General features: G+C 61.8%; 1 protein-coding gene. It reads left to right on the top strand.

What is annotated here, in order from left to right:
• Window positions 1-4: 4 nt before the first annotated feature.
• On the top strand, window positions 5-1722 hold a 1718-nt coding region (locus A372_RS32500; protein ID WP_337483162.1), incomplete at its 3' end, for a non-ribosomal peptide synthetase.

The raw sequence follows: 1722 nt of genomic DNA, 5'->3' as shown, positions 1-1722 counted from the left end.
ACGGCTGGAAGCGGCGCTGCAAGCGCTCATCGCCCGCCATGAATCGCTGCGCACTTCGTTTGCCGTCGTGGACGGCGAACCGGTGCAGCGGGTGCAGGAGGAGTGGACCTTTTGCGTGTCCTATGAGGAAGCGGTGGAAGGGGAAGCCGAGGAGCGCATCCGGGCATTCCTCCGCTCGTTTGACCTTAGCGAGGCCCCGCTGCTGCGTACAACCGTCGTGCGTCTCGGAGAAGAGCGGCACTTGCTGCTGTTCGATATGCACCATATTATCTCGGACGGCACGTCGATCAGCATTTTGGTAGACGAATTTGTGAAGCTGTACGCCGGCGAAGCGGTGGAGCCGCTGCAGCTTCAGTACAAAGATTATGCGGTATGGCAGCGGGAACACTACGCCGACAGCCGGGCGTACGAGCAGTTGGAAGCGTACTGGGTGGACCAGTTTGCGGGCGAACTGCCAGTGCTGAGCCTGCCGGCCGATCATCCGCGTCCGGCCGTACGCAGCTTCGAGGGCGGCCGGGTGGACGTTGAGCTGGACGGCGAGCTTGCGGCGGCCGTGCGTGAGCTGGCCCGCACGAGCGGTGCAACGGTGTACATGGTGCTGCTAGCCGCCTACAGCACACTGCTGGCGCGGCTTAGTGGGCAAGAAGAAGTTATTGTCGGTTCGCCGGTGGCGGGACGGCCGCATGCAGATCTGGAAGGCATGCTGGGGATGTTCGTGAACACTTTGGCGCTGCGGACGTACCCGGCCGGGGAGAAGAGCTTTGCCGCCTACCTGCAGGAAGTGAAGCAGACGGCGCTCGGAGCCTTCGAGCACGGGGACTATCCGTTCGAGGAACTGGTGGAACGGGTGGTGCGGCAGCGCGACACGAGCCGCAATCCGATCTTCGATGCGATGCTCGTGCTGCAGAACATGGATCAGGCGGAGCTTGAGCTCCCCGATCTGCAGTTCACCTCGTATCCGTTCGATTCCTACGCGGCCAAGTTCGATCTGACGTTTTCGGTCAGCGAACAGGAAAATGGCATGCGCTGCTCTTGGGAATACGCCGCCGCATTGTTTGAGCGGGCCACGATAGAACGTTGGGCCGGTCACTTTGGAGAACTCCTGCGTCAGGTTACTCGGGATCCGCAGGTGACGCTGGGAAGCGTCAGCTTACTGACGGCTGTGGAACAGAATCAATTGTTGGCGCAGTTCAATGACACCCTCGGAGAGGCGCCGCGGGACACCACGCTGCATGCGATGTTCAAGGAGCAGGCGGCGAAGACGCCGGATCGGTTGGCCGTTGTATGCGGCGACGATGCCCTGACCTACCGGGAGCTGAACGAACGGGCGAACCGGCTTGCCAGAGTCGTGCTCCGCTACGGTGCAGGGCCCGAAAGCCTTGTTGCGGTGCAGTGCGAACGCTCCGTGGATATGGCTATTGCGCTGCTCGCCGTGCTGAAAGCCGGAGCTGCCTATCTGCCAATATCGCCGCAAGAGCCCGCAGAGCGGGTGCAGTTCCTGTTGGAGAACAGCGGCGCGACCGTACTGCTGTCTTCCTGGGCTCAGGAGGCTTCCTGCCCGGTGCTGCGCTTGGATGATGACCGGATTCGGTTGGAGGCGCCGGAAGATTTCGCGAGCTCTGCGAATCCCAACAACCTGGCGTATGTGATCTACACCTCCGGAACTTCCGGTCAGCCGAAAGGCGTCATGGTGGAGCATCGCAGCATCGTTCATACGCTTCA

It is taken from the genome of Paenibacillus sp. OSY-SE (genome assembly GCF_000283315.1).
Classification (GTDB): Bacteria; Bacillota; Bacilli; order Paenibacillales; family Paenibacillaceae; genus Paenibacillus_B; species Paenibacillus_B profundus.
The sequence above is the reverse complement of the archived record's forward strand: the minus strand, read 5'-3'. Positions and strand labels throughout refer to the sequence as shown.